We start from the raw sequence: 21,778 nt of genomic DNA on the forward strand, positions 1-21,778 counted from the left end.
AAGCCCGTTGACGGTTACCCGCGAGGATCGCCTTCCAGGCTCGTCGTCTTCACGGTAGGAACGCACAAAGTACCCCGAGCTACATTCGTGCCACGAGAACAGAGTGCCGACGAGCCAGCGCTACCCGAAGCGTGCAGGCGCAGGAGGATTACGTTTTGGCCGCAGACATCGAACCGCCCCTGAAGACAATCGAAGACCGCGCAGTCGCCCGTCGCGGCGACGCTCGCGGCCCGGCCCGCAAGGTCGTCAAGCCGCTCCGTTCGGTCGTGATCTTCGGAGCGGTCGGCGCTCTGGTGGCGGCTGTCGCCCTTCCTGCGTACGCATCGTCGAAGCCCGCCGACACCGCGGCCACCCTGCAGCAGCTCGCGGCGGAGGATGCGCAGTCGCTCGTCGTCGCGTCCGTGGCCACGTCGGCTCCTCTCGAGCACGGCAGCTTCACCGCCACCACGCCGGAAGAGATCGCGAAGAAGAAGGCTGAGGAAGAGGCTGCTGCCCGTGCGGCGGCAGCGGCGAAGACCGCCTCGGTCGCCACAGGCGTCGATCTCAGCAAGTACGCACTCGTCTCCCCGGGATCGGGTGAGGTGCGCTATCCGCTTCCGCAGGGCTCCTACACGGTGAGCCGCACCCTCGGCGGTGCGCACAACGGCGCCGACATGTGCGCCCCCGCGATGACGCCGATCTACGCGGCGGCCGCCGGCGTCGTGCGCGTGTCCTCCGAGAACTACTACGGCTACGGCGTGGGCATCGTCATCGACAGCGTCGTGGGCGGTCAGCGTCTCGAGACCACCTACGGGCACATGACCTACGGCACTCGCCAGGTCGAGGTCGGCGCGACGGTCGCAGCCGGGCAGCTCATCGGATTCGTCGGCAGCACGGGTCGATCGACCGCGAACCACCTGCACTTCGAGGTCAAGGTGAGCGGAACCCTGCAGGAGCCGATCGGCTGGCTCGCCGCCAACGCCGGCTGATCCACGGCATCCATCGCTGACACGCCTTCGGGCGTTCACCCTCTGTTTCGCCCTGCACCCCGTGGAATGGGTTAGCCTGAACCCGTTGTCGCACTGACGGGAGAGGCTGATGGAACGAATACCGAGCATCCGCACCATGGATGCCCTCGGTCGTCACGTCCTTCAGCATCGGCCGCAGGGATGCCACGGCGTTGCCGTGCGCGAAAGGCGCTGTCTGTAGACAGCGCCTTTTTTCATCCCCGCGTCCACTCGATCATCGTGCGGCTCGTGTGAGTCGAGAGTGCCGGGAAGCCGTCCCGGCGGATCGAGAGGATGATGATGCGCACACTTGTCTTGAACGCCGGATACGAGCCCCTGGCCATCGTGTCCTTCAAGAGAGCCCTGGTCCTTGTCATGAACGACAAGGCCACGGTGATCGAGAGGGTGGACGACGATCCCGTCTGGGGGAGTCACGGCGTCTACGATCGACCGGCGGTCATCATCCTGTCGCGCTATGTGCGCGTTCCGCTCAGCAGGCGCGCGCCGGTGACGAGACGGGGCGTGCTGCGCCGGGACAACCACCGGTGCGGTTACTGCGGCAAGGCAGCGTCCACGATCGACCATGTCCTCCCTCGTTCCCGCGGCGGTGCGGACTCCTGGGAGAACCTCGTCGCCTGCTGCCTGCGCTGCAACAACGTGAAGAGCAACCGCACGCCGCAGGAGATGCACTGGGAGCTGCGGTTCACGCCGCGCCCTCCGCACGGCACGTCGTGGACGGTCCGGGGTTCCGAGCGCAGCGACCCGCGCTGGGAGCCGTACCTCGCCCTCGCCGCGTAAAGGGTGCTCGGCGGTTCCCGTAGAATCGTCGTAGGCCCTCGTAGCTCAGCAGGATAGAGCAGCCCTCTCCTAAAGGGCAGGTCGCAGGTTCGAATCCTGTCGAGGGCACCACGACGACGCAACCGGACGGCGCAGCGCGTCAGCCGACCGCCGCCCGCAGGACTGCCGCGAAGGTGGCGTCGAGCACGGACCTGGCGCGGCCGGCGGCCCATCCGCTCTCCGTTCCGATGCGGTACTCGATCAGGGTGAGCGCATCGCTGTCGCTTCCGTGTCCGATGCTGGTCTGGTGCAGCGAGAGCACGTCCACCTGGATGCCGCCGCTCGCCAGCGCGGCGATGAGGCTCTCCACGGGGCCCACCCGATCCGTGCGGTGCACGATGTCGACGCCGTCGATGCGCAGCGTGATCTCGGTCTGCCCGTCGTCGACGCGGTAGTGCGCGAGCTCCGGCGTTGCCGCCGCGCCGCCGTCGACGTAGCTCTCCGTGAACAGGGCCCAGAGCTTTTCCGCGGAGAACTCGGCTCCTGCGGCATCCGCCCGTGCCTGCACCCGGCGGGCGAAGTCGATCTGCAGCCGCCGGGGGAGCTCGACTCCGTACCCGGTCTCCAGCAGGTAGGCGATCCCGCCCTTGCCCGACTGCGAGTTCACCCGGATCACGGCGTCGTAGCCGCGTCCGAGATCGGCCGGGTCGATCGGCAGGTAGGGCACGCGCCAGGCGAGATCCTTCTCGGCCACGCCCTCGTGCGCGGCGCGCGCACGGTGCTCGGCGAGGCCCTTCCTGATCGCGTCCTGATGCGTGCCGCTGAACGCCGTGTGCACGAGATCGCCGACGTAGGGATGCCGCGCGTGCACCTCGATGCCGTTGGAGTGCTCGACCGTGCGGCGGATCTCGTCGATGTCGGAGAAGTCGATCATCGGATCGACGCCTTGCGCGTGCAGGTTGAGCGCGAGAGTGGCGATGTCGACGTTGCCCGTGCGCTCACCGTTGCCGAAGATGCATCCTTCGACCCGTTGGGCGCCGGCGAGCACGGCGAGCTCGGCGCAGGCGATTCCGGTGCCGCGGTCGTTGTGCGGGTGCACCGAGAGGATGACGCCGTCGCGCCTCGCGAGGTTGCGGTGCATGTACTCGATCTGGTCGGCGTAGACGTTCGGCGAGGCGATCTCGACGGTCGCGGGCAGGTTCAGGATGACGGGTCGTTCCGGCGTCGCGTCCCAGAGCGTGGTCATGGCGTCGCAGACGTCGAGCACGTAGTCGGGCTCGGTCAGGTTGAAGACCTCGGGCGAGAACTCGAAACGCACGTTCGAGTGGTTTCCGGCGAGTGACAGCACGTCGCGCCCGGCATCGAGGATCAGTTCTTTGAGTTCGGCACGGGATCGCCCGAGCACGACATCGCGCCAGATGGGTGCGGTCGCGGTGTAGACGTGGATGACGACAGGGTTGCGGATGCCGTCGACCGAGGCCACCGTTCGCTCGATGAGGTCGGTCCTGGCGGCGGTGAACACGACGATCGTGACGTCCTCAGGGGCCAGGTCGGTCTCGGCGAGGAGCCGGACGAAGTCGAAATCGGTCTGCGAGGCGGAGGGGTAGCCGACCTCGATCTCCTTGTAGCCCATCGCGACTATGAGCTCGAAGAAGCGACGCTTGCGGGCCGGGTCCATCGGCTCGGCGAGGGCCTGATTCCCGTCGCGCAGGTCGACGGGCACCCACAGCGGGGCGGCGGTGAGCCGGCGCATCGGCCAGCTCCGCTCGGCGAGGGGGAGCGGGACGCGGTCGTGGACGGGGAGGTAGCGGTGCGATGGCATCTGCGAGCCGCGCTGGCGGTTCCAGTGCGGTGCGTCGGCGGGCACCGGCCCTGATGGTGTGGACAGAGTGGGGAACGTGCGGGAGGTCATGCCTGAAGAACGTAGCAACTCCTCAGACAAGTTGACAAGTTATACTCGGGGCATGGCACAGATCCAGCGCACTCCGCTCGCCGATCAGGCGGCGGATCTCCTCCTCGACCGCATCCGCTCCGGCGAGTGGCAGCTCGGGCAGAAGCTCCCGGGAGAGACGACGCTCGCGCCCCAGCTGGGCGTGGGGCGGTCCACGGTCCGCGAGGCCATCCGTCAGCTCGCAGGGCGAGGAGTGCTCGCGACCCGTCAGGGCGCCGGCGTCTTCGTGACAGCGCTCGATGCGCCGGAGGACTGGGATGCCGTGCTGCGCCGAGCGGACATCGTCAGCGTGATCGAGGCGAGGATCGCGATCGAGTCCGAGGCGGCGTCGCTCGCGGCCTCCCGCCGCACTGCGGCGGATGTGCGTGCGATCCGGCGGGCTCTCGACCATCGCGGCGCCGCGGTCTCCAGCATCGAGGAGCACGTCGACGCCGACACGGCCTTCCACCGCACGATCATGGCGGCGGCGCACAACCCGATCCTGCTCGACCTGTTCGACGGTCTGACTCCGCGACTGCGTCAGACGATGGTCGAGATGCTGCGGATCCGCGTGGATTTCGGGGGAGCGGAGGACCACGAGCGGCATGTCCGTCTCGCCGCCACCGTGATCGATCGCGACGCGGACGCCGCCGCCGCGGAGAGCCGCAGCCACCTGATCGCGCTGAAGGCGGCGCTCGCGTGACCGTCGAGGTGCTGCGGCTCGACGGGGTGACCTTCCGACGCAACGGGAAGGAGATCCTGCACGGCATAGACCTCCGGGTCGGGGCCGGGGAGCACTGGGCGCTGCTCGGTCCGAACGGTGCGGGAAAGAGCACGATCCTCGGGTTCTGCGGGGCGCAGACCCACCCCACCTCGGGAACGGTCGACGTTCTCGGCCGGCGATTGGGGCGCGTCGACATGCAGGAGCTGCGCCGCCACATCGGCCACGTGAACCCGCGGCATCCGATCCGCTCCGACCTGACCGTCCTCGACGTCGTGCTCACCGGGTTCACCGGCACGATCGAGAAGATGATGCGCTGGGCGCCGAGTGACGCCGAGCGCGCGCGGGCCTACGAGCTCATCGCGCTGGTCGGCCTCGACGACCGTGTGGACGCCGAGTGGCCCACGATGTCGCAGGGCGAACGCGGACGCTCGCTCATCGCGCGCGCCCTCGCGGCGTCGCCCGCCCTGCTCCTGCTCGACGAGCCCACCACGGGGCTCGACGTCGCGGCGCGGGAGCAGCTGCTGGAGACGGTCGACGACCTCTCCCGCAGCGAGCCGGAGGTCGCATCGGTCCTGGTCACCCATCACCTCGAGGAGCTCCCGGAGAGCACGACGCACGCCATGGTGATCGCCGACGGCCGTGTACTGGCCGCCGGCGCCACCGCCGACGTCGTCACCTCCGAGACGATCAGCGAGGCGTTCCGGCATCCGATCGACGTCGCTCACGACGACGGGCGCTGGAGCGCCAGGGCGCGCAAGCGCCTCGTCGTCTGATTCAGTCCTGCCCCCTGCGCCACAGGGCAGACGGCCACCAGATGCGTCGGCCGATGTCGTACGCCAGGGCGGGGACCAGCAGGGAGCGGACGACGAAGGTGTCGAGCAGGACGCCGAAGGCGACGATGAACGCCAGCTGCACGAGGAACAGGATCGGGATCACGGAGAGCGCGGCGAAGGTCGCCGCCAGCACGAGTCCCGCCGAGGTGATCACGCCTCCCGTGATCGAGAGTCCTCGGAGGATGCCGTCGCGGGTGCCGTGCCGACGGGACTCCTCGCGGACCCTCGTCATCAGGAAGATGTTGTAGTCGATGCCGAGGGCGACGAGGAAGACGAATCCGAAGAGCGGCACGGCGGGGTCGGCACCGGGGAAGCGGAAGATCCCGTCGAAGACCAGCGCGGAGACGCCGAGGGCGGTGCCGAACGAGAGCACGGTGGTGAGGATGAGCAGCACCGGAGCGAGTATCGACCGCAGCAGCAGCATGAGGATCAGCATGATCACCACGAGCACCACCGGGATGATCAGGTTGCGATCGTGGATCGAGGCGTCGTTCGTGTCGACCGACGTCGCGGTGACGCCTCCGACGAGGGCGCCGAGCGGATCGAGCTCGGTGCGCAGATCACGCACCGTGGATGCCGCGGCATCCGAATCGGCCGCGTCGGTGAGCGTCGCCTGAAGGAGGACATCCCCGTCCACCAGCGTCGGCGAGGGGATCGGCGTGCCCGGCGCGCCGACGGCTCCGATGCCGTCTGCCGTGACCGGCGCCGTCCCGCTCGGCGAGTCGGCCGCGGTCACCGAGACACCGTCGATGCCGTCGTTCGCGAGCAGTGCATCGGCGGCATCCTGCAGGCGATCCTCCGGCACGACCACGTAGACGGGGCTGCCGGAGCCGCCGGGGAAGTGCTCGCCGAGGGCGGACTGACCGTCCCGCGCCTCGGACGACCCCAGCACCAGGTCGGACTGCGGCACACCGGTGGCGTTCAACTGCGTGAGGCCTGCGGCGCCGATGAGCAGCAGCGCGGTCGTCGCGATCCAGATCGTGCGGGGGCGCCGGCTGATCATCCGTGCGACGCCGGCCCAGAGGCCGGTCGTGGGGCGGCCGTCCTCGGCGGCGACGGCCTCAGGGTCGAACATGGGGCGGCGCGGCCAGAAGACGGCGCGACCGCACAGCATGAGCAGGGCGGGCAGCAGGGTCAGAGCGGCGAGCATGGCGAACACGATGCCGATGGCGGCGACCGGTCCGAGAGTGCTGTTGGACTTCAGGTCGCTGAGCAGCAGGCACAGGAGTCCGGCGATCACGGTGCCGCCGGAGGCGACGATCGGCTCGAACGATCCCTTCCACGCCGCGGCGAGGGCGGCGCCCTTGTCGTGGGTGCCCCGAAGCTCCTCGCGGAATCGGGAGACCAGGAGCAGGGCGTAGTCGGTCGCCGCGCCGATGACGAGGATGAACAGGATGCCCTGTGTTTGACCGCTCAGCAGCAGCACGCCGGTCTTCGCGAGCCACCACACCACGAGGAGCGCCACGCAGAGGGCGAACAGGCTGGTCGACAGCACGACCACGGGGAGAAGCAGAGAGCGGTACACGAGCACGAGGATGACCAGCACGGCCAGCAGAGCGACGCCGAGGAGGAGGCCGTCGATGCCGGCGAAGCCCGCGACGAGATCGGCGCTGAAGCCCGCGGGGCCGGTGATGTAGACGGTCACGCCCTCCGGAGCCGCCGAACGGAGGTGATCGGCGAGCGCGGACACGGCGTCGCCGAGTTCCGCGTCGCTGCTGATCGGGATGAAGGCCTGGGCCGCCTTCCCGTCATCGGAGGTCAGCGCGGGCGACACCTCGTCGGCGACGCCCTCCACCTCGGTCGCCGAGCTCACGGCATCCGAGATGGCCGTCACGTCTCCGTCGGACAGCGTGCCGTCGGCGACGAACACGGCGATCGCCGGGATCGAGTCGCTGTCGGTGAACTCGCCGAGCAGCTTCTGCACCTGGGTGGCATCGGCGGATTCGGGGAGGTACGCGGTGCGGTCGTTCGACGAGACCTCATCGATCTTGCCGAACAGCGGGCCGCCGAGTCCCGCGCCCGCGAGCCACACGAGGATCAGCGCTGCGGGGAGGAGGGCACGCAGCCAGGCGCGGTGCCGAGGGCGCGCGCGGCGCGCGGTGTCGGGGGCGCGGTCTGGTCGGGACATCGGGTTCCTCTCGGGAGGGGCGGTCAGGAGTTCCAGGCGAGGATGAGGATCATCGTCGCGAGGAATCCGGCTATGTAGTTCATGACGATGAATCGACGCCACGCCGTGTTGGTGCGTGCGGAGGTCTCATCCGTCACGCTCCACCAGGGCAGGGCGTTGACGATGTAGGGGAGGGCGAGCACGGCGCCGAGGGGCGCCGGCCAGTGGGTGAAGAGCATGGCGATGCCGGCGACGAACCACAGGATCACCGCCATCCGCACAGTGGCGCGCGCGCCGATCACGGTCGCGATCGACGAGATCCCGGCCGAGCGATCAGGGCCGACGTCCTGCACGGCGCCGAAGGCGTGGGCGGCGGCGCCCCAGAGGAAGAACGCGAGCAGCACGAGCACCGTGTCGAGGGTGATGTCGGCGCCCGCGAGGGCGAGCCCGACCACGGCGGGGGAGACGAAGTGGATGCTGGAGGTCGCGGAGTCGAGGAAGGGGCGCTCCTTGAACCGCAGCCCCGGAGCGGAGTAGGCGATGACGGCGAACACGCTCACACCCAGAGCGATCCAGGACACGGGGGATCCGACGACGGCGAGCCAGACAAGGAACGGGAGGTTCGTGACGACAGCGGCCCAGAGCGTCCAGCGGTGCAGCCGAGGCGGCAGCAGCGCCCCCTCGATTCCCCCCTTGCGAGGGTTCGCGAGATCGGAGGCGTAGTCGAAGACGTCGTTGATGCCGTACATGGCGAGGTTGTACGGGACGAGGAAGTACACGAAGCCCACGATCGCCGTCGCGTCGAGCTCTCTCGTCGTGAGCAGGTACGCGGCGCCGAAGGGGAAGGCGGTGTTGATCCAGCTCACCGGCCGCGATGACAGCAGCACCAGAGCGGCGTCGCGCACCGCGGAACGGGGGGATGCCGGGGCGGTCATGCGCTCTCCTCCTCGGCTCGCGCCCGACGGCCCCGCAGGAACTCCCACAGCGCGGGGAGCAGGAGCGCGCCGGCGAGCGGATACGCGAAGTCCTCGACGGGGGCGAGACCCACGCTCACGCCGAGGAGCTGCGCCGCGTCGTAGTGGAAGAGCCCCGCCCCGATCATGAGGTTGTCGAAGGCGGCCGTGAGGACGAAGAGGACGAGCGCCGTCAGAGCCATCGCGCCGACGCGGGCGCGGCGACGCCTCCCGGAGAGGAGGGTGAGCAGCGCGGCCAGCGCGGCGGCGATGCCGACGAACCAGAGCGCGAGTGACAGGTATGCGGTCATGACGGCTCCTCTCCTCGCGTGCTGCGCGCCCGGCGGGAGAGGATCCGTGCGGCGCCCGTGTACGCGATCATGATGCACTGCACGAGGAAGAGGAGGAACACCGGCTCCTCGATCGGCATCTCCGGGGCGAGCACCAGGCCGGTCGCGATCGTCGCGTCGCCGCGCAGGAAGAGGCCCGTCGCGATCCCGGCTGCGTCCCAGGCGAGGAAGAACGCCGCGCCGACGACCGTCACGACGAGCGCGGACAGCGGATCGCGCCAGAAGAACAGCCGATAGCGCCGGTCCACCAAGACGAGGCATCCCGCCGACACGAGGAGTGCGCCGAGGTAGATCAGGCCCGTCATCGCCCGGCCTCCCGGGAGGCGGCGACCGGGGCCGTCGCCAGCGGCCCGCTGGATCGGTCGCCCCTGACCCGCTTGAGGACGATCTCCGCGCTGATCAGGCACATCGGCACTCCGACGCCGGGTGACGTCGTGGCGCCGGCGTAGAAGAGACCGCGGACGCGACGCGACGCGTTCCCCGCACGGAACATCGCACTCTGCGAGAGCGTATGCGCGGGCCCGAGCATCCCTCCGCGCCAGGAGTGGAAGTCGTCGCGGAAGTCGGCGGGTCCCGTCGTCTCGCGCACCACGATGCGCTCGCGCAGGTCGTCGATTCCCGCCCACGTGGCGACCAGGTCGATGGCGGCATCCGCGGCCCGTTCGACCGCGGCGGAACCGGTGCCGTCCGGTCCGCCGTGCCCGATCTCGACGTCCGCGGGAACGGGCACCAGGATGAAGAGGTTCTCGTGCCCCTCCGGCGCGACCTCGACGTCCGTCGCACTCGGGCGGCAGACGTACACGGATGCCGGAGAGGGGATCGAGGGATGCGGGCCGAAGATCGCATCGAAGTTGGCATCCCAGTCGTCCGTGAAGAAGAGCGAGTGATGGGGGAGCTGAGGCAGTGCGCCACGGACGCCCAGCATCACGAGCACCGCACCGGGGCCGCTCGTGCGGCGCTGCCACCATCGCTCGGGATAGGAACGCAGCGCCGGGGGCAGCAGACGGGTCTCGGTGTGGTGCAGATCGGCGGTCGAGACGACGACATCAGCGCGCTCGACGTGCTGCGCACCGTGCTCGTCGACCCACTGCACGCCGGTGGCTCTGGCGCCCCGGCGCTCGCCGGAGGTGAGGATCGCCGTGACCTCCGCGCCCGTGCGCGTCTCCGCACCCGCCTCGGACGCCAGCGTGGCGAACCTCTCGGCGACACGGTGGAACCCGCCCTGCGGGTACAGCACGCCGTCGTCGAGATCGAGGGCGCTCATCAGGTGGTACATCGCCGGCGCGGTTCGGGGGTCGGTTCCGAGGAACACCGCCGGATACCCGAGGATCTGCCGCAGCACCGGATGCCGGAAGCGACGCGCCGCGAACGACTGGAGCCGGGTCAGCAGGAGGGGGACCAGGCGCGGCGCCGCGCGGAGCACCTCGGGGTGCGTCATCCAGGAGGCGCCCGTGAAGGGGTTGTAGAGGAAGTGCTTCTCCGCCATCGCCCCCGCGTGCACGGCGGAGTCGAGGTAGGAGCTCAGGGCCGCCCCCGCGCCGGGCTCCATGGTCTCGAACAGGTGCATGGTCGCGGCGCGGCCCGCGGTGACGGTCACCGCGGCCTCCGGGTGCGTCACAGGGTCCGTGAACACGCGATACGCGGGGTCCAGGGCGACGAGGTCGAGTTGCTCCGCGCTGCTCGTCCCCATCATCCGGAAGAAGTGCTCGAACACCTGCGGCATGAGATACCACGATGGGCCGGTGTCGAAGCGGAAGCCGTCGCGTTCCAGCGATCCGGCGCGGCCGCCGAGAGCGCCGTTCTTCTCGAGGATCAGAACCTCATGCCCGTCCTTGGCGAGCAGCGCCGCGGTGGCGAGTCCGGCGACACCCGCGCCGATGACGACGATGCGGCTCACGAGGCGCGCTCCAGACGGGTACGCAGCGTCGCACGGACCGCGAGCCAGATCTTGAGCGCATCGGGGACCCGCACGCGGCGCCGGTACAGCTCGGCCGTCGGCGTCGTCGCCACCCGGTCCGCGAGCGCGGCGAACAGGTCATGGGCGCTTCGAACGGCGGAGCGGCAGTCTCGGGGCAGCAGCGGCATCACCGCGCGGGCGTCGGCGAGCTGCGCGCGCACCGTGGCGACCCACCTGTCGCGGTCCGCGTCCGTCAGCCGGCGCTCTCCTGCGAGGTAGCCGCGGTGAAGGCGCGCGGTGTCGTCGGCGAGGTCCCGCAGGAAGTTGACGTTCTGGAACGCGGCGCCGAGCTGCCGTGCGCCGTGCTCGAGTGCCGCGAGCTCCTGCTCCGTCCGCGACTCCGCCCGGAGGAAGATCCGCAGGCACATCAACCCCACGACCTCCGCGGAGCCGTACACGTAGCGTTCGTGAGCCCCCGCGTCGTAGGCGACCAGTGCATCGGAGCCGGAGTCGGCGGCGATGTCAGCGGCCATCGACTCGAAGAACGGCCGGGTGAGATCCTCGCCGATGCCGGACGCCCGCGCGGTGCGGGCGAAGGCATGGAGCACGAGGTTGGTGCTGTAGCCGTCGCGCAGGGCGCTGTGGGTCTCGTCGACGTAGGACGACAGCGCGGCGCGCTGCCCCTCGGCATCGAGCCCCGCCTCCGCGGCGACCCCGTCGACGATCTCATCCGCCACGCGCACCATGGCGTACACGTTGCGCACGTGCCGACGGTGGCGCGTGCCGAGGAGCCGCGTCGCCAGGCCGAACGACGAGGAGTACGCCGTGATGACGTCGGCGGACGTCGCCTCCGCCGCTCGGGTGAACCTGTCGAGGGAGCTCACCTCGACGGCGTCGCCGCGGGTCATGACCGTCTCCCCTCGACGCGGTCGACGAGGCGTGCGACGCGATCGATCGCGGTCGGCGGCAGCGCTCCCGACCGCTCCGCAGTCGACAGGAGCGCGCGAGCCGTCGCGATCTCCTCGTCCACCAGCTGCTGCACGAACTCCTCGGCGCCGCAGGCGCGGAGGAGGTCGCGCACGTCCGCCTCCTCGCCCGGCTGAAGATCGGGGGAGCCGAAGAGCGGAGCGATGCGCGGCCACGTGCTCGTCGTGCGCGCGAAGGCGATGATCGCGGTCACCTTGCCCTCGCGGAGGTCGGAGCGCGGGTCCTTGCCGTGCTCGGCCGCCTCTCCGAAGACCGAGAGCAGATCGTCCTGCAGCTGATACGCCAGACCGAGGGGGCGACCGATGTCGACGAGTGCGGCCTCGGCATCCTCCGACGCGCCGGCCAGGATGGCGCCGCAGCGCAGGGGGAGCTCGAAGGAGTACGCCGCCGTCTTGTCGGCCGTCATCGCGAGGATGGTCTCGAGGTCCGGCGGGATGATCCCGTCGGCGAGGCCGACGTCGCGGTGCTCGCCCGCGACGGTCTCGGTGACGGTGCGGTCGATCACGTCCAGCAGGCGGTCCCGCACGCGGGAGGCGAGGTCAGCTCTGGCCGCGCCGAGGAGAGCGGATGCGAGGAGCAGGTCCCCCATCAGGAGAGCGCTGCTCCGGGCCCAGTGCAGTCGTGCCTCTTCGTCGATCCGCGGGTGCGCCTCGGTGCTGAGCGCGCCGATGAGGTTGGTCGTTCCGCGCCGGAGAACGTCGCCGTCGATGATGTCGTCGTGCAGGAGGAACGCGAAGTGGATCTGCTCGACCAGCGCGGCGATCTCCAGCACGGTCGGCGGCAGCGGATCGGACTCGGCGTCATCGGAGAGCGCGTGATGGATCTCGACGAGGAGCCGTGGGCGCAGCAGCTTTCCGCCCACCGCCTTCTCGGCGGCGAGCTCCCACAGGCGGGAGAACTCCGGTCCGTAGCGTCGGGCATCGGGCATGCGCTGGTCGAGCTGGCGGCGCAGCGCCTCTTCGATGGGGATCCGGAGGTCGGCCCCCAGGGCGAGGGCGTTCATGAGGCGCCGATCGGCCGGAGCAGCGGAAGGCGGCCGAGCTGCGGCAGCTGCTCCCGCAGCCACGGGCTGAAGGCGAACGGCGCCGACGCGACGGCAGTCGTGAGAGCAGCGGGATCCACCCATGCCCATTCCATGACCTCGGCCGGATCCGGGGACACGGTGCCGTCGATCGTCGCGACATGCACGGGGCAGATCTCGTTCTCGACGATGCCGCTCGCGTCGACCGCACGGTAGCGGTACTCGGGCAGAGCGAGATCGACGGCGGAGAGTCCGATCCCGAGCTCGGCGAGAGCGTGTCGGTGCACGGCATCCGACATGTCCTCCTGTGGTTGGGGGTGACCGCAGAAGCTGTTGGTCCACACGCCGGGCCACGTGCGCTTGGTGAGGGCGCGCCGGGTGACGAGGAGGTGGCCCGCATCGTCGAAGACGTAGCAGGAGAAGGCCAGGTGGAGAGGAGTGTCGGTGCTGTGCACGCTCTCCTTCGGCATCGTGCCGATGGGGGAGCCGTCTTCAGCGAGAAGCGTGACCTCGACCATCGTCCTCCTCATTTCGCTAGCTTGGCTAATAGTCAACATAGCATGAAGTAATTCGTGTGTAACATGATCGCATGGACACCGGACCTGATGCCAGCCCGTTGACCGGGGGCACGACGGAGCACGGTCCCTCCGCCGAGCGGGCGTCTCCCGACGGTCTGACGCACGCCGCCATCTACGACGTGGAGGCCAGCGATCCGCGCAGCGCGCTGATCGATCGCACCGGGGTGTCTCCGGAGGATCTCCGGCAGATCGCCGTGCTCATGGGTGCGCTGGGCGACCTCCGCGATGCCGAGCAGAAGCTCTCGCTCGCGTCTCGGCGCTTCATGCGACTCAATGAGACCGACATGCGCGCGCTGCACTACCTCATAGTGTGCGCGAACAGGGGAGTCATCGCGACCCCCTCAGGCATCGCCGGGCACCTCGGCATCTCGACCGCGTCGACGACGAAGCTGCTCGACAGGCTGGAGAAGAGCGGGCACATCGTGCGCGCGCCGCATCCGACGGATCGGCGGGCGCTGGCGATATCGATCACGGCGGAGACCCGCCATGCGGCCATGGAGACCGTGGGTCGGCAGCAGTCCAAGCGGTTCTATGCGGCCGCGCGATTGTCGGCCGCTGAGCGCGACGTCGTGATCCGCTTCCTCGTCGACATGACCGACGAGATCACCCTCAGGGATGAGCCCTGGGCGCAGAAAGGCGCCGAGGAGCCCTCCCGAGATCGGGGAGACTCCTCGGCGCCTGTGTGACTCAGTGAGCCGCGTTGTAGGCCTCGATGACAGGAGCGGGGATGCGACCGCGCTCGGAGAGGGTGTAGCCGTTGTCGTTCGCCCAGGCGCGGATTGCCGCGACCTCGGGGTTGCGCGCGGGGCGCTTGCGGGGAGCGGCAGCGCGAGACGGCGCTCCCGATGAACCCGCACGGCGCCCGGCGGAGATGTACGGAGCGAATGCCTTGCGCAATTCTTCTGCGTGCTCGGCATTCACGTCGATCTCGTATGCGGCTCCATTCAGGGAGAAGTGGATTGTCTCGCCTTCTCCGACTTCCAGGACGCTTCCGTCGACGTCATCGACCAGCTGATGCACAATTCTTTTCGCCATGGAATTGACACTACAACCTGACGGCTAATTGCACCAAGGATTATTCGTGGCCGGGGTCGATCAGTTTCAGACCGACAATGCAGCCCACGAGACCCAGGAGAAGGAGAATGCGGATCCAGGAGATCTCGCTGTCTCCGGTGATCATCGCCCAGACCACGGTCAGCGTCGCGCCGATTCCCACCCATACCGCATAGGCGGTGCCGGTGGCGATCTCCCGCATGGCGAATGCGAGACCGAACATCGACAATGCGAGTCCGCCGAGGAAGATCACGCTCGGCCAGAGTTTTGTCAATCCTTCTGATTTACCCAGGGCGGTCGCCCATACGGCTTCGAGGATGCCGGAGGCGACAAGAATGATCCACGACATGATGGTCCTTTCGGACCAGTCTTTTCGCTCACCGGGTACTGGTCTGCCTCGTCCGGGGCCGAGGTTCATCGGCCAGGACCCACCGTAGCAACAGGCGCTGGGCAGGGCCTGTGCAGTCAGGGGAGCAGGCCGGCACGCCGCGCTCTCGCCACGGCGGCGTGGCGGGTGGAGGCGTCGAGCTTCGACATCGCGGAGCCGAGATAGGCCTTCACGGTGCTTTCGCGCAGACCCAGTTGCGTCGCGATCTCCGCATTGGTGGCCCCGAGTGCCGCGCAGGCGAGAACGTCCGTCTCGCGCCGGGAGAGGTGGACGGTCGGAACGGGGCCGGTCGCGGTCGGGAGCGCATCTCCCGCGAGGGCGACGAGGCGGCTCTCCACTCCGGCGATCCGCGCCCGCAGGTCGGCGTCGTCGATCGATGCGGCGATGCTGCGCAGTTCGGCGAAGCTCTCGCGGAGCTCCTCGCGCTGCGACGGGGCGACGGCATCCGATCCCTGTGCCGCGCGCAGGCGTCGATCGACCTCGTCGCGGATCCTCAGCTCGTCTGCGACGGACTGGGCCACCTGCATCGCGGGGGCTGTGGTGACGCCGCCCACCGGGGTCTCGTCCCAGGCGCCGGCGTAGAGCACGCCGCGCGGGCGACCGCTGACCACGATCGGCAGGGCGAGCAGCGTGCGGATGCCCTCGCCGAGCACGAAACCGTCGTAGTCGTGCGTGATCTGCTGCGAGGAGCCGTAGTCGCTGGTCATGCGCGGACGCTGCTCCATCATCGCCCGTCCGCCGAGCCCTCGCTCCGGGCGGACCCGGAGGCCGTCCAGGCTGTGGGTCCGGTTGCCGACGATGCTCGTCACGCGGACGACGCCTTCTTCGACCAGGCCTCCGAAGGCGACGGGGAAGCGCGTGCGCGTGGCGAGCTCTCTCACCGCGCGGGCGACGAGCTCGGCCTCGGATTCCATTCCGGACGGAGTACTCACGACCACCTGCTTCCGGGGTGACGGCGTCGTGCCCCATTTCGTAGCGACGACGTTACCACCGGGCCGTCGTGGGCACGCGGGTCCGGCGGCCTACTCGCCGGACCCGCGTCGTCTTTCCGCTATCCCCTCCGCGATTCGAGGTCGAGCAGATAGCGCTTCCGCTCGGGGTGCGCCCCGTAGTGACCGGGGGTCCCGTCGGAGCGCACCACCCGGTGCACGGGGACGATGATCGAGAACGGTGTGAGCCGGCACGCCGTTCCCACGGCGCGTGCCGCACCCGGATGCCCTGCCAGCGCGGCGACCTCGCCGTAGCTGAGGGTCTCGCCCCACTCGATCGTGCAGATCGTCTGGAGGGCTTTGAGGGCGAAGCCGTCTGCGAGGCGCCAGTCGAGTCGGAGGTGTTCGTCGAACCGGACGGGATCGCCGTCGAAGTAGTCCTCCAGCAGATGGGCGAGCTCGTCGGCGGCGCCGGGGTCGGGCTCCGGCACGGAGCGGAGCCTGCGGGCGACGCCCTCGAGGAGCCAGGGGACCGTCGGGTCGTCGGACTCGGACAGGTCGAACTGGACGATCCCCTCGTCGGAGAACACCGCGAGTGCATCACCGAACGGTGTGGGAGCGAAGTCGTAGCGGTACGTCATGAGCCCATACTGACGGGCGACGCCGACCCTGCACGGCACGAGACCCGGGATCGGGGGAGAACCCGTCCACGCCCGGCAGGCGTGGACGAGGAGTGGAAAGAGGGAGCGGGGCGGCCGTTCAGCGGCGGAAATCCGGTGAAACCCGCCCGGGATACCGGCGCCGTGGCGTGTCGCGCTTAGGGTGTGAGGTGTGTGGCGACGTGATGGCAAGGCTGCGGAAGAAGCGGCAACGGACGCCGCAGTGACCCTCGGAGAGCTGGGCGACGGCGCCACGGGCGTCGGTGTGGCCCATGCGGCCGAGGCCGAGCGCACCCGGCTCCGCGCGGAGGCCGCCGATCTCGGCGGGCCCTCGCCCCTGGTGTCCTTCCGCGACACCGTCGAATCGGGCATCGACATCTCCAAGGCGCACCCCGGCAGCCTTCCCCAGTTCATCACCGGCAAGTCGACGCTTCTCTCCAACCTCTTCCGCGACGAGGTCGGCCTGCGCACGGCCCGCCTCGCCGCCGAGCGGATCACCGCCAAGAACACCGAGCTGCGCACCGTCCGCGGCATCGAGGCCGTGCATCTCGCGGTCGGCGTCGCGGGATGGCGCATCGGCGGCGTCGACTTCGCGGCGCCCGTGCTGCTGCGCCCGCTCGCCATCCGCCGACACCACTCGGACTTCGAGCTCAAGCTGCAGGGCGCGTTCGAGGTGAACCCCGAGCTCATCCGCATCGCGCGCGAGCACTTCGGCATCACGATCGACGCGGCGGCGCTCGCGGCGCTCGCCTACGACGGCGGCATCTTCAAACCGCAGCCGGTGATCGACAGCCTCCGGGCGACGACGCGCTCGATCGACACCTTCTCCGTCCAGCCCCGTCTGCTGGTGTCGACCTTCGCAGACGTGAGCGGGGCCATGACGCGCGACGCCCGCTCCCTCGATCACGTCGTGCTCAACGCCCTCGCAGGTCATGTCGCAGACCGCGAGCAGGTCACGGCACGGCGCCCCGATCCGCGGTACACCGGACCGGACGACCGGGCCCCGGCATCCGACAATCTGCTCCTGGACGCGGACGCGGAGCAGGAGGCCGTGCTCACTCGGATCGCGGCGGGCCACTCGCTGACCGTCGCCACGCTCCCCGGCACAGGGGGCACGCAGACCGTGATCAACGCGCTCGGAGAGCTGGTGCGTGCGGGCAAGCGCGTCCTCGTGGTGTCTGCTCGACGCTCGACCCTCGACGGCGTGCGTCATCGGCTCGCCGGGATCGGACTCGACAGCCTCGCCGTGTCGACGGCGGGAGTCCGCCGGGATCTCGTGCGGGCGATCGGCAGGAACGAGAAGGCCGCGGCGCCGAAGGTCAGCGACGTCGACGACGCCCTGGTGCGCCTGCGGACGGTCCTGCGCGACTACCGCAGGGCGCTGACCTCCGAGGTCCACGGGACAGGAGCATCGGTCCTCGATGCGACCAGGCACCTCACGGCGCTCGCCTCGCTCCCGCAGCCGCCGTCCACCACCGCTCGGTTGAGCGCGGAGACACTGCGCCGCCTGGCCGGAGACCGCACGGCGGCGGCGGAGTCCCTCGCGCAGGCCGCGCGGCTCGGCGAGTTCCGCTTCGGACCCGACGACTCGCCCTGGTACGGCGTCACGTTCACGAGCACGGATGCCGCGCGATCCGCTCACGAGCTCGCCGCACGGCTGCACTCGACGAGCGTGCCCGCCCTGCTCGAGCGCGGCTACGCGCTGATCGCGCAGACCCATATGCGGCCCTTCTCGACGATCGACGAGCTGGGGGAGTACCTGCGGCTGCTCCAGGGCATCCGCGACTCGCTCGACCGCTTCAGCCCCACCGTCTTCGAGCGTCCGCTGGGCGAGCTGATCCAGGCTCACGGCTCCCGACGCGATGCGCCGGGCATGTCCGGCGCCAACCGCCGACGGCTCCGCAAGCTGGCCAAAGAGTACGTGCGCCCCGGTGTGCACGTGACCGAGATGCACGAGGCTCTCCTGCGGATCCAGACGCAGCGGACGCAGTGGCAGCGCTGCGTCGAGGCGGGAGTGGCTCCGGAGATCCCGCTCGGTCTCGCCGACGTCTACGTCTCGTGGCAGCGGGTGCAGGCCGAGCTCGCAGAGCTCGACGCCGCCCTCGGCCGCCGCGAGCCTCTCGCCTCGATCCCGGTCGCGCGACTGGTGCGCACGCTCGCCGGACTCGCCGCGAAGTCCGACGTCTTCGACAACCTCGTCGAGCGGGCGCAGCTGCGCGACAGCCTGGCCGAGCTCGGCCTCGGCCCCCTGCTCGCCGAGCTGTCCGTCCGTCATGTGTCCGAGGCGCGCGTGGGTGACGAGCTCGAGTTCGCCTGGTGGCAGTCCCTGCTCGAGCGGGCGCTGCAGGACGACCGCGCGCTCCTCGGGGCCAACACGGCGGTCGTCGACAGGCTGGAGCGCGACTTCCGACTGGTCGACGAGGCGCACGCGGCGGCCGCGGGTCCTCTGCTGGCGTGGCAGCTGGCGAACCAGTGGAAGATCGCCATCGTCGACGAGCCGCAGGAGTCGCAGCATCTTCGCCGCGCCCTGAAGCAGCCGGGAACGACGACCGCGGAGATCGTGAGCTCCGCTCCGAGCCTCGTGAACGTGCTCGCCCCCGTGTGGATCTCGTCGCCGTATCTCGTGCCCGAGATCCCGGACTCCGTCGAGTTCGACACGGTGCTGCTGGTGGATGCCGCCGCCGTGAACCTCGCGGAGGCGACCCCGGCGATCCGCCGTGCACGCCAGGTCGTGGCGTTCGGCGACCCGGTGACGCAGAAGCCCAAGCCGTTCCACGTGGCCGTCGATCCCGCCTCCGACTGGGAAGCCGAGGTGCCGTTCGACGAGGTCTCGGTGTTCGAGCGCCTCTCCGAGGTGCTGCCGGTGATGACGCTGACCCGCAGCTATCGCGCGGGCGGCGAGGATCTGGTCGAGCTCATCAACGACGCCTTCTACGGCGGCGAGATCGTGTCGCTGCCCTGGGCGGGTTCGTACCTCGGTCGCGGCAGTCTCACCGTCGACTACGTGGAGGGCGGCACCGGCGCCCCCGATCCGATCTCCGGAGCCGTCGAGAGCCCCGAGGCCGAGGTCGCCCGGGTCGTCACCCTGGTCGTCGAGCATGCCGTGCACCGGCCGGAGGAATCGCTCATGGTCGTCACCGCGAGCGCCCGCCACGCCGAGCGCGTGCGCGCCGCCGTGACGTCGGCGTTCGCCGGGCGCTCCGACGTGGCCGACTTCGTGGGTCGCGACACGGCAGAGCCCTTCGCCGTCCTCACGCTCGAGGAGTCCGTGGCCGAGAGCCGCGACCGGGTGATCTTCTCGCTCGGATTCGGCCTGACCAAGCACGGCCGCGTCCTCAGCGACTTCGGCGACCTGTCGACCCCCGACGGAGAGAGGCTGCTCACGGTCGGGATGACGAGAGCCCGCCGCTCGATGGTGATCGTCTCGTCCATCCGTCCGTCCGCCTTCGACGACGGGCGACTGGAGCACGGCGCGGCCACGCTCATGTCGACGCTCGGCAATCTCGCCGCGCGCGGCAGGGAGGCCCGCCTCGAGGATCTCGCCGATCCGCTCACGCTGGCTCTCGCCAGGGAGCTGCGCCGCCTCGGCGCCTCCGTCGACGTCGACTACCGCGGTCTGCTGCCGCTCGTCGCCCAGCACAACGGCAAGGCCGTGGTCATCGAGTCCGACCCCGAATCGCGGGGGGAGTCGCTGCGGGAGACGCTGCGGCTGCGTCCGCACGTGCTTCGGCGGCTCGGCTGGCACTACGTGCGGGTGCACGCCTTCGATCTGTACAGTGACCCGGTGACGGCGGCGACCCGCATCGCCGGAGTGCTCGGCATCTCGGCATCCGCGCCTCGTGCTGACAACGACACGCAGCCGCTCGACGTCGACGACGCGCGAGATGACTGACGACCGCCCCCAGCGCGTCGTGCGGGTCCCCGGCTCGCGCCGCGCTCGGCTGACCCCGGTGCCCGGCACCGACCCGTCGCCGGAGACGGGGGCCGCCGACGAGGAGCGCCCGCCGCCGCCGGCATCCGCAGGGAAGGGCCCCAACGATCAGCAGCTGCTGCGCGACGTTCCGCCGCATTACTGAATCGCGAACGTGCCTCAGCCCTGTCGAATCGCGAACGTGCCTTAGCCCTGTTGGAGCGCGCACGTTCCTCAGCCCTGTCGAATCGCAGGAGTGACTCAACCCCGCAGGGCGGATGCAGCAGAACGCCCGGCTCCTCGAGGGAGGAGCCGGGCGTTCTCGCGTAGACGGGTCAGGCCCCGCGCTGCTGCTTCAGCAGGTCGCGGATCTCGGCGAGGAGCTCGCCTTCGGTGGCCTGTGCGGCCTCTTCGGCGATGGGGTTCTTCGCGGCCTTGCGCGCCTTGTACGCGTTCATCGGCAGCACGAACGCGAAGTACACGACCAGCGCGACGGCGAAGAAGCTGATGACCGCGGTGATGAGGTCGCCCAGAGGGAAGGTGACGGGCTGACCGTAGATGCCGTGGATGGTCGGCCCGAACTTGCCCGCCTTGTCGGCCTCGAAGAACAAGGCGACGAGCGGGTTGATGACGCTGGCGACGACCGCGTTGACGATCGCGGTGAACGCGCCGCCGATGACGACAGCGACGGCCAGGTCGATGACATTACCTTTGAGAATGAACTCTTTGAATCCCTGGATCACAGAAACTCCCCCAAACGGATCGAGGACCTCAGGATGAGGCCGGAGTCGACGCAGGGGCCTTTTTGGCTCCCGTCGAGGATTCCGTCTTCGATGATGCCGAAGCATCCCCAGAACTGACGGATTTGCTGCGCGAGTCCGTGCGATAGAAGCCTGAGCCGTTGAACGTCACGCCGATCGAGCCGTACTGCTTGCGCAGGGCGCCGCCGCACTCGGGACAGATGGTGAGGGCGTCCTCGGCGAAGCTCTGGACGGCGTCGAAGCGGTGTCCGCACGATGTGCAGGCGTAGGCATAGGTGGGCATGTCGTTCCTCTGAGGTCAGCGTCGCGTCTGCGACAGGATCAGGGTCTGCGTCGGCGTCACGACGCCGGTCACCGGCTGGTCGTGGATCTCGCGAGGCAGCGAGTCGAGTATCTCGGAATCATAGATGACCGCGTAGACGGGCGGGCACTTCTCCATCGAGCCGATGGTCTTGTCGAAGTACCCGCGCCCCCATCCCATGCGCATGCCGCTGCGGTCGACGGCCGCCGCGGGGATGATCATCAGGTCCACGTCGTTCACGGCCATGGGGCTCAGCACCTCGCCGGTCGGCTCCGGAAGGCCGAACAGGCCCTCGGCGACCTCGTCGTCGTCGGTGGCGACCGCCCAGTCGAGCAGACCGTCGGTTCGGGTGATGGGGAGCAGGACGCGGATGCCGCGCCGCACCGCCCGCGTGACGAAGTCCCGCGTGCCCGGTTCGGTCGTGGTCGAGAGGAAGCAGGAGATGGAGCGCGCGCCGAGGGAGTCCACGAGGTCGTCGAGCCTCTGGCCGATGGCGGATGCCGCGCTCTCGCGCTGCGCGGCGCTCAGGAGCTGGCGGCGTTCGCGGAGCTCGGCGCGCAGAGCCCGCTTGGCATGCTCGACGTCATTCGACATGGCTCAGAGTCTACGGGGATGCCCACCGCTAGGCTGGGGA

The 21,778-nt window shown here is 69.7% G+C and carries 23 protein-coding genes, 1 tRNA gene and 1 riboswitch; of the genes, 8 read left to right on the forward strand and 16 right to left on the reverse strand.

Annotated elements, in window-relative coordinates; all coding sequences use genetic code 11:
• The first annotated feature begins 155 nt into the window (after positions 1-155).
• The 3 genes from MRBLWH10_RS02850 to MRBLWH10_RS02860 all read left to right on the forward strand — a co-directional run bounded on the left by MRBLWH10_RS02850 (position 156) and on the right by MRBLWH10_RS02860 (position 1,895).
• Positions 156-968 carry a M23 family metallopeptidase gene (locus MRBLWH10_RS02850; RefSeq protein WP_105675650.1) on the forward strand — a complete coding sequence of 271 codons (813 nt, stop codon included), beginning with the start codon at positions 156-158 and terminating at the stop codon, positions 966-968.
• Positions 969-1,286: 318 nt separating this feature from the next.
• Positions 1,287-1,784, forward strand: a complete 498-nt coding sequence (locus MRBLWH10_RS02855) for an HNH endonuclease (protein WP_105675652.1) — start codon at positions 1,287-1,289, stop codon at positions 1,782-1,784.
• Positions 1,785-1,818: 34 nt separating this feature from the next.
• Positions 1,819-1,895, forward strand: a tRNA-Arg gene (locus MRBLWH10_RS02860).
• Positions 1,896-1,923: 28 nt separating this feature from the next.
• Here the strand turns inward: MRBLWH10_RS02860 and MRBLWH10_RS02865 are convergent.
• Positions 1,924-3,675 (reverse strand): 2-isopropylmalate synthase, encoded by a 1,752-nt coding sequence (locus tag MRBLWH10_RS02865; protein ID WP_341941556.1) that lies wholly within the window; start codon positions 3,673-3,675, stop codon positions 1,924-1,926.
• 52 nt (positions 3,676-3,727) lie between these two features.
• Here MRBLWH10_RS02865 and MRBLWH10_RS02870 point away from each other — a divergent pair, with 52 nt between their 5' ends.
• Together MRBLWH10_RS02870 and MRBLWH10_RS02875 are read left to right on the forward strand one after the other, a co-directional pair.
• Positions 3,728-4,396, forward strand: a complete 669-nt coding sequence (locus tag MRBLWH10_RS02870; RefSeq protein ID WP_105675656.1) for an FCD domain-containing protein — start codon at positions 3,728-3,730, stop codon at positions 4,394-4,396.
• Positions 4,393-5,190, forward strand: a complete 798-nt coding sequence (locus MRBLWH10_RS02875; protein WP_341941557.1) for an ATP-binding cassette domain-containing protein — start codon at positions 4,393-4,395, stop codon at positions 5,188-5,190. Before MRBLWH10_RS02870 ends, MRBLWH10_RS02875 begins: the two co-directional genes overlap by 4 nt.
• Position 5,191: 1 nt before the next feature.
• Here MRBLWH10_RS02875 and MRBLWH10_RS02880 read toward each other — a convergent pair whose 3' ends face one another.
• Genes MRBLWH10_RS02880 through idi form a run of 8 tightly spaced genes read right to left on the reverse strand, consistent with a single transcriptional unit; the run spans position 5,192 to position 13,083 of the window.
• A complete protein-coding gene (locus MRBLWH10_RS02880; RefSeq protein WP_341941558.1) occupies positions 5,192-7,378 on the reverse strand; it encodes an MMPL family transporter in 2,187 nt (728 codons plus the stop codon).
• A 23-nt stretch (positions 7,379-7,401) separates the two neighbouring features.
• Complete coding sequence (locus tag MRBLWH10_RS02885) at positions 7,402-8,292, reverse strand: prenyltransferase (RefSeq protein ID WP_341941559.1); 891 nt, start codon at positions 8,290-8,292, stop codon at positions 7,402-7,404.
• The gene (locus MRBLWH10_RS02890; protein WP_341941560.1) at positions 8,289-8,621 is read right to left on the reverse strand and encodes a lycopene cyclase domain-containing protein; all 333 of its coding nucleotides are present in this window, start codon (positions 8,619-8,621) and stop codon (positions 8,289-8,291) included. The genes MRBLWH10_RS02885 and MRBLWH10_RS02890 overlap by 4 nt, the downstream gene beginning before the upstream one ends.
• Positions 8,618-8,965 carry a lycopene cyclase domain-containing protein gene (locus tag MRBLWH10_RS02895; RefSeq protein ID WP_341941561.1) on the reverse strand — a complete coding sequence of 116 codons (348 nt, stop codon included), beginning with the start codon at positions 8,963-8,965 and terminating at the stop codon, positions 8,618-8,620. The genes MRBLWH10_RS02890 and MRBLWH10_RS02895 overlap by 4 nt, the downstream gene beginning before the upstream one ends.
• Positions 8,962-10,557 (reverse strand): phytoene desaturase family protein, encoded by a 1,596-nt coding sequence (gene crtI / locus MRBLWH10_RS02900; RefSeq protein ID WP_341941562.1) that lies wholly within the window; start codon positions 10,555-10,557, stop codon positions 8,962-8,964. Before crtI ends, MRBLWH10_RS02895 begins: the two co-directional genes overlap by 4 nt.
• Positions 10,554-11,465, reverse strand: coding sequence for a squalene/phytoene synthase family protein (locus MRBLWH10_RS02905; protein WP_341941563.1), 912 nt, complete (start codon positions 11,463-11,465; stop codon positions 10,554-10,556). Before MRBLWH10_RS02905 ends, crtI begins: the two co-directional genes overlap by 4 nt.
• Complete coding sequence (locus tag MRBLWH10_RS02910) at positions 11,462-12,547, reverse strand: polyprenyl synthetase family protein (RefSeq protein WP_341941564.1); 1,086 nt, start codon at positions 12,545-12,547, stop codon at positions 11,462-11,464. Before MRBLWH10_RS02910 ends, MRBLWH10_RS02905 begins: the two co-directional genes overlap by 4 nt.
• Positions 12,544-13,083 (reverse strand): isopentenyl-diphosphate Delta-isomerase, encoded by a 540-nt coding sequence (gene idi, locus MRBLWH10_RS02915; RefSeq protein WP_341941565.1) that lies wholly within the window; start codon positions 13,081-13,083, stop codon positions 12,544-12,546. The genes MRBLWH10_RS02910 and idi overlap by 4 nt, the downstream gene beginning before the upstream one ends.
• A gap of 71 nt (positions 13,084-13,154) precedes the next feature.
• On the opposite strand from idi, the gene MRBLWH10_RS02920 reads away from it, so the two are divergent.
• The gene (locus MRBLWH10_RS02920) at positions 13,155-13,829 is read left to right on the forward strand and encodes a MarR family transcriptional regulator (RefSeq protein WP_341941566.1); all 675 of its coding nucleotides are present in this window, start codon (positions 13,155-13,157) and stop codon (positions 13,827-13,829) included.
• Between the two features lies 1 nt (position 13,830).
• Here MRBLWH10_RS02920 and MRBLWH10_RS02925 read toward each other — a convergent pair whose 3' ends face one another.
• The 4 genes from MRBLWH10_RS02925 to MRBLWH10_RS02940 all read right to left on the reverse strand — a co-directional run bounded on the left by MRBLWH10_RS02925 (position 13,831) and on the right by MRBLWH10_RS02940 (position 16,154).
• Positions 13,831-14,178, reverse strand: a complete 348-nt coding sequence (locus MRBLWH10_RS02925) for an Lsr2 family protein (RefSeq protein WP_341941567.1) — start codon at positions 14,176-14,178, stop codon at positions 13,831-13,833.
• A gap of 40 nt (positions 14,179-14,218) precedes the next feature.
• Positions 14,219-14,545 carry a multidrug efflux SMR transporter gene (locus tag MRBLWH10_RS02930; protein WP_105675679.1) on the reverse strand — a complete coding sequence of 109 codons (327 nt, stop codon included), beginning with the start codon at positions 14,543-14,545 and terminating at the stop codon, positions 14,219-14,221.
• Positions 14,546-14,555: 10 nt separating this feature from the next.
• Positions 14,556-14,623: riboswitch (guanidine-III (ykkC-III) riboswitch) on the reverse strand.
• Positions 14,624-14,661: 38 nt separating this feature from the next.
• Positions 14,662-15,516: a LuxR C-terminal-related transcriptional regulator gene (locus tag MRBLWH10_RS02935; protein WP_341941568.1), complete on the reverse strand. Its 855-nt coding sequence runs from the start codon at positions 15,514-15,516 to the stop codon at positions 14,662-14,664.
• 119 nt (positions 15,517-15,635) lie between these two features.
• Positions 15,636-16,154, reverse strand: a complete 519-nt coding sequence (locus MRBLWH10_RS02940; RefSeq protein WP_341941569.1) for a methylated-DNA--[protein]-cysteine S-methyltransferase — start codon at positions 16,152-16,154, stop codon at positions 15,636-15,638.
• Between the two features lie 241 nt (positions 16,155-16,395).
• Between MRBLWH10_RS02940 and MRBLWH10_RS02945 the strand changes: the two genes are divergently transcribed.
• Positions 16,396-20,064 (forward strand): AAA family ATPase, encoded by a 3,669-nt coding sequence (locus MRBLWH10_RS02945; protein WP_341941570.1) that lies wholly within the window; start codon positions 16,396-16,398, stop codon positions 20,062-20,064.
• Complete coding sequence (locus tag MRBLWH10_RS02950) at positions 20,057-20,248, forward strand: hypothetical protein (protein ID WP_341941571.1); 192 nt, start codon at positions 20,057-20,059, stop codon at positions 20,246-20,248. The genes MRBLWH10_RS02945 and MRBLWH10_RS02950 overlap by 8 nt, the downstream gene beginning before the upstream one ends.
• Before the next feature lie 169 nt (positions 20,249-20,417).
• Here MRBLWH10_RS02950 and mscL read toward each other — a convergent pair whose 3' ends face one another.
• Genes mscL through MRBLWH10_RS02965 form a run of 3 tightly spaced genes read right to left on the reverse strand, consistent with a single transcriptional unit; the run spans position 20,418 to position 21,738 of the window.
• Entirely contained in the window at positions 20,418-20,825 is a 408-nt protein-coding gene (mscL, locus tag MRBLWH10_RS02955) for a large conductance mechanosensitive channel protein MscL (protein WP_341941572.1), read from the reverse strand.
• A 28-nt stretch (positions 20,826-20,853) separates the two neighbouring features.
• Positions 20,854-21,126 (reverse strand): FmdB family zinc ribbon protein, encoded by a 273-nt coding sequence (locus MRBLWH10_RS02960; RefSeq protein WP_105675689.1) that lies wholly within the window; start codon positions 21,124-21,126, stop codon positions 20,854-20,856.
• A 15-nt stretch (positions 21,127-21,141) separates the two neighbouring features.
• A complete protein-coding gene (locus MRBLWH10_RS02965; RefSeq protein WP_105675691.1) occupies positions 21,142-21,738 on the reverse strand; it encodes a 5-formyltetrahydrofolate cyclo-ligase in 597 nt (198 codons plus the stop codon).
• Positions 21,739-21,778: the final 40 nt, after the last annotated feature.

Origin of the sequence: Microbacterium sp. LWH10-1.2 (genome assembly GCF_038397765.1) — a bacterium.
GTDB classification, from domain to species: domain Bacteria; phylum Actinomycetota; class Actinomycetes; order Actinomycetales; family Microbacteriaceae; genus Microbacterium; species Microbacterium natoriense.